7 protein-coding genes are annotated in these 6,897 nt (G+C 61.2%); 5 read left to right on the top strand and 2 right to left on the bottom strand.

The window, feature by feature from the left end; translation table 11 throughout:
- Nucleotides 1–198: 198 nt before the first annotated feature.
- The gene (locus SYN65AY6A5_RS00145) at nucleotides 199–1,176 is read left to right on the top strand and encodes an alpha-ketoacid dehydrogenase subunit beta (protein WP_099883683.1); all 978 of its coding nucleotides are present in this window, start codon (nucleotides 199–201) and stop codon (nucleotides 1,174–1,176) included.
- A 252-nt stretch (nucleotides 1,177–1,428) separates the two neighbouring features.
- Here the strand turns inward: SYN65AY6A5_RS00145 and SYN65AY6A5_RS00140 are convergent, their stop codons facing one another.
- Nucleotides 1,429–2,043, bottom strand: a complete 615-nt coding sequence (locus SYN65AY6A5_RS00140; protein WP_049749784.1) for a mechanosensitive ion channel domain-containing protein — start codon at nucleotides 2,041–2,043, stop codon at nucleotides 1,429–1,431.
- Nucleotides 2,044–2,296: 253 nt separating this feature from the next.
- Here SYN65AY6A5_RS00140 and SYN65AY6A5_RS00135 point away from each other — a divergent pair, with 253 nt between their 5' ends.
- Nucleotides 2,297–3,496, top strand: coding sequence for an FAD-binding oxidoreductase (locus tag SYN65AY6A5_RS00135; RefSeq protein WP_099812872.1), 1,200 nt, complete (start codon nucleotides 2,297–2,299; stop codon nucleotides 3,494–3,496).
- Between the two features lie 14 nt (nucleotides 3,497–3,510).
- Here SYN65AY6A5_RS00135 and dnaG read toward each other — a convergent pair whose 3' ends face one another.
- Nucleotides 3,511–5,406, bottom strand: coding sequence for a DNA primase (gene dnaG, locus SYN65AY6A5_RS00130; RefSeq protein WP_099883681.1), 1,896 nt, complete (start codon nucleotides 5,404–5,406; stop codon nucleotides 3,511–3,513).
- Nucleotides 5,407–5,551: 145 nt separating this feature from the next.
- Here dnaG and SYN65AY6A5_RS00125 point away from each other — a divergent pair, with 145 nt between their 5' ends.
- From SYN65AY6A5_RS00125 to SYN65AY6A5_RS00115, 3 genes are all read left to right on the top strand, one after another.
- Entirely contained in the window at nucleotides 5,552–5,899 is a 348-nt protein-coding gene (locus SYN65AY6A5_RS00125) for a c-type cytochrome (protein WP_011431130.1), read from the top strand.
- A complete protein-coding gene (locus SYN65AY6A5_RS00120; protein ID WP_099812870.1) occupies nucleotides 5,899–6,246 on the top strand; it encodes a hypothetical protein in 348 nt (115 codons plus the stop codon). Before SYN65AY6A5_RS00125 ends, SYN65AY6A5_RS00120 begins: the two co-directional genes overlap by 1 nt.
- Before the next feature lie 62 nt (nucleotides 6,247–6,308).
- The gene (locus tag SYN65AY6A5_RS00115) at nucleotides 6,309–6,896 is read left to right on the top strand and encodes a YcnI family protein (RefSeq protein WP_099812869.1); all 588 of its coding nucleotides are present in this window, start codon (nucleotides 6,309–6,311) and stop codon (nucleotides 6,894–6,896) included.
- The last annotated feature ends 1 nt before the right edge of the window (nucleotide 6,897 follow it).

The following is a 6,897-nucleotide window of genomic DNA, read 5'->3' as shown; positions in this document are numbered from 1 at the left end:
AAGAATCGGCCTTTGCGGGTTTTGGCGAGGCGCTCGCAGAGCTGCTGATACCGTTTTGGTGTGCTTTTGGCAACATGACCGGGGTTGGGATCCCTAGGGGCGAGGTGCCCTGCCCAGCGGGTTGTCTGCCAGCGGATCCCTGCCGGCAAAATGGTTTAATGGAAACTTAGCAACATTTTTGAGCAGCGGTTGCCCTCTATGGCCGAGACCTTCCTTTACAATGCCTTGCGTGCCGCCCTCGACGAAGAGATGGCCAGGGATCCCAATGTGTTTGTTCTGGGAGAGGATGTGGGCCACTACGGCGGCTCCTACAAAGTCACCAAAGACCTATATCGCAAATACGGGGAGATGCGCCTCCTGGATACCCCCATTTGCGAAAACAGCTTCACCGGCTTGGCCATCGGGGCAGCCATGACCGGCTTGCGGCCTGTGGTGGAAGGGATGAACATGGGCTTTTTGCTCCTGGCCTTTAACCAAATTGCCAACAATGCCGGCATGCTGCGCTACACGTCCGGCGGCAACTTCAAGATCCCGCTGGTGATCCGCGGGCCAGGCGGGGTGGGACGCCAATTGGGAGCCGAGCACTCGCAGCGGCTGGAGGCTTACTTTCAGGCAGTGCCGGGTCTGAAGATCGTCGCCTGTTCCACCCCTTACAACGCCAAGGGTCTGCTCAAGTCGGCCATCCGCGACGACAACCCCGTTCTCTTTTTCGAGCATGTGCTCCTCTACAACCTCAAAGAAGACCTGCCGGAGGAGGAGTACCTCTTGCCCCTGGACAAGGCGGAAGTTGTCCGCACGGGATCTGACGTTACCATCCTCACCTACTCGCGCATGCGCCACCACGTGCTTAAGGCCGTGGACACCCTGCTGGAGCAGGAGATCGATCCGGAAGTGATCGACTTGATCTCCCTCAAGCCCCCCGATATGGAGACGATTGCTGCTTCGGTGCGCAAAACCCACCGGGTGGTCATCGTGGAAGAAGACATGAAAACGGGCGGCATTGGGGCAGAGCTGACGGCCCGCATCATGGAAGAACTCTTCGACGAGCTGGACGCGCCCGTAGTGCGCCTGGCCTCTCAAGACATTCCCACCCCCTACAACGGCACGCTAGAAGCGGCCACCATTGTGCAGCCGGCAGATATTGTGGCAGCGGTGGAGCGGCTCCTCTACGGATGAGACTCTTGCCTGCTGGCAGGCAGTAGCCGGAGGGCGGGGAGTGCCTGCGCCCTTTTGCAAGATACCTATCCCAACCCCAAGGCGGTGTTGCTGGGGGAGAGCCGGTTCCAAATGCTGCCGGCCCGCTATCCCTAGGCGGCTCTGGAAGTGGGGAGGTGATCCTGAAAATCCTGCTGGTCGAACAGGTACACCGTGCGAATCGGGTAGGGAATGACCAATCCGGCCCGGTCACAGGCCTGCTTGAGGGCGATATCACCTGAGTGCGGACGCGGCGCACCTCCGCCTTGCGAGGCCGAGTCCAGTAGCGCACCACAAAATCGATGGAGCTGTCGCCAAAGCCGACGATGTCCAGCTCAAAGGGGGCTCCGCCAGCACTCCCTCCACGCCTTGCATCGCCTCCAGCAGCACCTCCAAGGCTTTGGGCAGGGGTGTGTTGTAGTCGAGGCCAATCTCCAGATCGGTGCGGCGAAAGGGGCGATCGGTTAAGACCGTGATCGGGCTGGTGGGGATCACCACCCGTTCTCCTTGGTAGGTGCGAATCTGGGTGGAGCGAATGCTGATTTCCTCAACTGTACCTTCAAAATCCCCGACGACAATCTGGTCATTGAGTTGAAAAGGCTCGTTCAAAAGCAGCAGCACGCCCGCCAGGAAGTTCTTGAAAATATCTTGAAAAGCAAAACCGATGGCCACCGACCCTAACCCCAACAGCCCGATCAGATCTCCCAGGCGCAGATCTGGGAAAGCCACCACGCTGGCTGCCAGGATCCCTGCCACCCAAGCACCCACTTGGCTGACTTGCACCAGCAGCATTTGTAGGGAAGGGCTGGGGATCCACCGGTTGGCTGCGGATCCCGCCAGGCGCCGCACGGCCCGAACGCCATCTCTAGAAGACTGCGGTTGATGGTTTGCAGTAGTTCGTTCATATCTTCACCCTTGCTACGCTATCGATCACGATGAACGCCAGAGAACGCCATTCGACTTCGGCGGGAACACTCGATCAGGACTCAGGGAGGCTCTCTGTGGGTTCCGCCTCAGCTGGTATCCGCCACGGCTTAGGTTCTGCTGTGCTTGCTACCCTGAAAGAGCCACTCTGCCACAAGATAGGTTTCAGGGCCGCAGCATGGCCAACTACGACTGGATCGTCGTCGGCGGCGGGATCACGGGGGCAGCCTTGAGCTACGAGCTGGCCCGCCAGGGGGGATCCGTTCTCCTCGTTGAGAAGGAAGCGCTGCCGTCCAGTGCCACTCGCTACAGCTACGGTGGCCTGGCCCATTGGGCCGGGAAAACCCCCCTGCTCAAAGCCCTGGGGGAAGAAGGGATCCAGCGCTACCGCACCCTGTCAGAGGAGCTGGAGGCGGATCTTCAATTTCGCGAGCTGGATCTGCTCATGCCCGTTGCCCCTGGCTACAGGATGGAGGCAGTGGAAGCCGATCTGGCCGACTGTCGCATCCCACCGCAGCGAATTTCTGTAGAGGCGGCCTGTGAGCTAGAGCCGCTTTTAAACCCTGCCGCCCTCGAGGGTGTACTCTGGGCGCGGCATGGCCACATCCACCCCTGGTTGACGACGCTGGCTTTTCAGAAGGCTTTCCAACGCCTAGGGGGATCCCTGCTCTTGCAAACCGTAAGGGCCTTGCGGCGCCAGGGCCGGCGCATTACGGGCGTGGAGACGGATACCGACTTCTGCGGAGCGGCTCAGGTGGTGGTGTGCGCCGGCGGCTGGACACGGGCTTTGTTGCGCCAGGCCGGGATCTGGGCTCCTATCTACTTCACCCACGCCGAATCCCTGGAGCTGGATCCTGCGGAGGTGCGGTTGAGAGCCATCGTCATGGGCGCGCCCGTGCAGCGTTTGGAGCTGGAGCGGCAAGCTGGCCGCCCCGACCGGGATCCCCTCTGGGACCAGCCGGGACAGGAGCTCTGCCCGCCCATCCTGGATGTCGGGATCGTGCAGTTTCTCGACGGCAGCCTTCGCCTGGGGCAGATTAGTCGGGTGCTGACGGATCCCATGGCCGAGGTAGATGCCGCTGCCAGCGAAGCCCAGATCCGGGAACAGGCCGGTCGCTACCTGCCTCAGGTGGCCCGCCTGCCTGGGCGGTGGTATCACTGCTTGGTGGCCTTCAGCGCCGATCACCAGCCTTTGGTGGGATCCCTGCCCGGCTGGGAAGGGCTGCAGCTCTTCTCCGGCTTCAGCAGCCCTTTGGCCATCCTGCCGGCCCTGGCTCGCCGCTTTGCCCAGCAGGCCTATGGACAAGAGGATGAGTGGCTCCCCAGCCTCTCGCCAGCGCGCTTTGCTGGGCCCTCACCCCCTGCCCCGCTCCCTTAGGGAGAAGAGCCCCCCTAGTCTTCAGCCAGCGGTGCCTCCAGCAGGTCTTCCAGGTTGAGTTGCACCTGGCGCTGCAAGGCCTGAATAGCCTGATATTCCTGTTGAATGCTGGCCTGGTACTGGGCAGCCAGAGCGGTGTTGCCCTCGGAAAAGGCCTGATCCCAGAGCTGCGTCCAGTAGCGGTAGCGCTTCTGGCGAATTTCCAACTCCATGTTGGCCAAGGCAGCCCGCACCACCAGGCGCGGACGCATCAGGGCCAAGCGGGTATTTTCGTCCAGCCAGAGCAGGTGGCTGAGGCGCTCGTTGAGGTCCTCGTCTTGGGCGCAGAGGGTGCGCAGGGCGGTCAGGAGACCCTCTCCCTGGTCTTCCAGCTCCGGCTGGGCCGAGAGCAGCTCCAAGATCCGCTGCCACAGCTCCCGGTGGGGACGGAAGCTAAACTGCAGCTCCCGCTCCATCAAGGTTTGGCGGATCTCGCGGCGGTACTCGGCAAAGTGCAAAAAGATCTGCAGAAGGTGGGACTCCGATTGCAAAAGTTTGCATCCCTTGGGGGCAGCAAGTTGCCGGGGTTTGGACCAGCGGTACTGGCGCACGGCCCGGCGCAGGTCCTCTTCCAGATCGCGGCAGAGGCGAGCGTTGCCCCGGCTGAGCAATTCCGCCACTTTGTGGATGTACAGAGAGCGCCATTGCCCGCCCAAACCAGCCAGCAGTTGTACCAGCGCCTGATAGGCCTGTTGGAAATCGGCACCTTGAGCGAGATCCCGACCGGCCAGCACCTGGTCAATTTGCCAATCTAGCCACAGGGGAGCCTGAGCCAGCAGGGCCTCAAATGCGGAGACCGAGTGCTGCCGCAGGAACTCGTCGGCATCTTTCCCGGCAGGAAGGGTGAGGATGCGCAGCTCGATTTCCCCCCGCCGCGCCTGCTCTTCAATGGCCTCGATGGCCCGCTTGGCGGCATTCAACCCAGCGCGGTCGGCATCGAAGTTGAGAATCAGCCGCTTGGACTGGGTATAGCGCAGCAGAGTCTTGACCTGGTGCGGCGTCAAGGCTGTGCCCATCGCGGCTACGGCATAGGCGATGCCGGCTTGGTGCAGGGCGATGACATCGAAATAGCCTTCCACCACCAAGACTTGGTCGGCTTTGGCAATGGCCTCGCGGGCAAAGTTGAGACCATAGACCACCTGGCCCTTGTTGAAAAGTTCCGTTTCCGGGGAGTTGAGGTACTTGGGCTGCTCCTCTCCCAGGGCTCTGCCGGCAAAGCCAATGACCCGCCCCTGCAAATCGAAAATGGGCAGCATGATGCGGTTGCGGAAGCGGTCGTAATGGCCGGATCCCTGCTGGCGCGGCGCCAGCAAGCCGGCTTCTTCTAGAAGTTTGACCGGCTGGCGCTTTTGGTTGACCAGGTACTCGTAGAGCGAGTGCCAGCCGGGGGGAGCAAAGCCGATTTGAAATTTTTGCAAGGTCTCTTCGCTCAGGCGGCGGCTGTGCAGGTACTGGCGGGCGGCGGATCCTATCTGGGAGCGGAGAGCATGCCGATAGAAATCGGCAGCCAGGGCCAAAATCTCCAGCAGCTTTTCCCGGTGGGAGAGTTGGCGCTCGTAGTCCTGGGAGAGGGATTCCTTGGGCTCCGGCACATGGTAGCGGCGGGCCAGGTGGCGCACCGCCTCGGCAAAGGAAAGGCCCTCTATCTGGCTGACAAAGCGGATGACATCTCCCCCCGCCCCGCAGGCAAAGCACTTGTAGATCTGCTTGCTGGGGCTGACCTGAAAGCTGGGCTTGTGGTCGTTGTGGAAAGGGCAGAGGCCGACGAAATTCTTGCCCTGCTTGCGCAACACCACCTTTTCGGCCACCACCTCGACGATGTCGGCCTTCTGGCGCACCAACTGGATGAACTCCGGCGGCAGACTGCTCATGGCCCTGGGGATCCTGCACCCTATGGTACCTGCAGGGGAGTTGACAGGCTGTCTTTTGACCTAACCTGACCTAGTGGAGATAATGGTCTAGCTTCAAAAGCTGGATTTTTCCATGAGCGGTTTTTTGCAGATTGTTGAGAGGAAAATGCGGATCATCAAGTTTTTCTTGCTCCTTTTGCTGGTCGGCGCCGCCGTCTTCTGGGGCCCGCAGGTGGCTTCTGCGGAACCGGATTTGGCTTTGGGTGCCAAGGTCTTTCAGGCCAAGTGTGTGGGCTGTCACTTGAACGGTCGCAACACTCTGGTGGCGGCGAAAAACCTTTCCCTGGCTGCCCTGCACGAGTACCACGTGGATACCCCTGAGCTGATCCAAGCCCAGGTGCGCAACGGCAAAGGGGCCATGCCCGCTTTTGGCAAGCTCCTCAAACCAGAAGAAATCGAAGCCGTGGCCGCCTATGTTCTCGACCGGGCTGAGCACAACTGGAGCAAAGGCTGATGGCTCAGGAGAGGACTCAAGATCTGACCTTGGCTCCGAAAAATTCTGTCGCCCCGGTGCCGCAGGAGCAGGGCTGTGGAGCACAGGGATCCCGCCGCAAAATCTTGTCGGTTGGTGTGGGGGCGCATGGTTTGGTGGCCGTCGGCATCTCCGCCCACGGGGTGGTGGCCATAGGCGTGGTGACCCACGGCATTCTCTCCATTGGCCTGGTGGCGATGGGCGCCCTCTCTTTTGGGCTGGTGTCGATGGGCCTGGCCAGCGCCGGCCTGGTGTCCATGGGCCTCTCCAGTTGGGGTCAGCACAGCATGAGCGTAACCGAATCCCACGGATCCCATCACCATCCATAGGTTTTGCCAGCCAGACCCTGCCTGGTTCTCTTTCCACCTAGCGTTGTTAAGGAGCGTTTGCAATGTTCAGTTTGCAAAGTTACTTGGCCTTGGCCAAGAAATCTCTGCTTGCGCTGGGGATGAGCGTTTTGCCCCTTGCTTCTGCTTGGGCCCATGTAACCGTCCATCCCAAAGAGGCCCCGGCGGGCAGCGTTGCCAAGCTCACCTTCCGCGTGCCCCATGGCTGCGATGGATCCCCCACCATTCGCCTGCGGGTGCAGATCCCGGAAGGGGCGACCTCGGTGAAGCCGATGGTGCATCCCCTGTGGAAAATTGAGACGGTGAAAAAGCCGCTGGACAAACCTTACGAGTCCCACGGGAAGATGATCACCGAAACGGTGGCCGAGGTGATCTGGAGCGGCGGCTCGCTGCCGGATGAGTTTATGGATGAGTTCAGTATCCTTCTCAGGTTGCCGGATCGCCCCGGCGAGACCCTCCCCATCCCGGTTATCCAGGAATGTGAGCAAGGCATGTACCGCTGGATCCAGGTGGCGCAGCCGGGGGAGGATCCCCATAGCTTGCCGGAGCCAGCACCCCTGCTGAAGCTGACGGGCAAAGGAGAGACCCACGGCCACGGGCATGGACACAGCCACGGGCATGGCGCTCGCTAGC

Source organism: Synechococcus sp. 65AY6A5, from assembly GCF_002760415.1.
In the GTDB taxonomy this organism is placed as follows: domain Bacteria; phylum Cyanobacteriota; class Cyanobacteriia; order Thermostichales; family Thermostichaceae; genus Thermostichus.
Note: the sequence above shows the minus strand (reverse complement) of the source record. Positions and strands in the feature narration are given on the sequence as shown.

Excerpts from the sequence above, each read along its gene's own strand:
- SYN65AY6A5_RS00145 (WP_099883683.1), top strand. The coding sequence starts at position 199 with ATGGCCGAGACCTTCCTTTACAATGCCTTGCGTGCCGCCCTCGACGAA.
- SYN65AY6A5_RS00135 (WP_099812872.1), top strand. The coding sequence starts at position 2,297 with ATGGCCAACTACGACTGGATCGTCGTCGGCGGCGGGATCACGGGGGCA.
- dnaG (WP_099883681.1), bottom strand. The coding sequence starts at position 5,406 with ATGAGCAGTCTGCCGCCGGAGTTCATCCAGTTGGTGCGCCAGAAGGCC.
- SYN65AY6A5_RS00125 (WP_011431130.1), top strand. The coding sequence starts at position 5,552 with ATGCGGATCATCAAGTTTTTCTTGCTCCTTTTGCTGGTCGGCGCCGCC.
- SYN65AY6A5_RS00120 (WP_099812870.1), top strand. The coding sequence starts at position 5,899 with ATGGCTCAGGAGAGGACTCAAGATCTGACCTTGGCTCCGAAAAATTCT.
- SYN65AY6A5_RS00115 (WP_099812869.1), top strand. The coding sequence starts at position 6,309 with ATGTTCAGTTTGCAAAGTTACTTGGCCTTGGCCAAGAAATCTCTGCTT.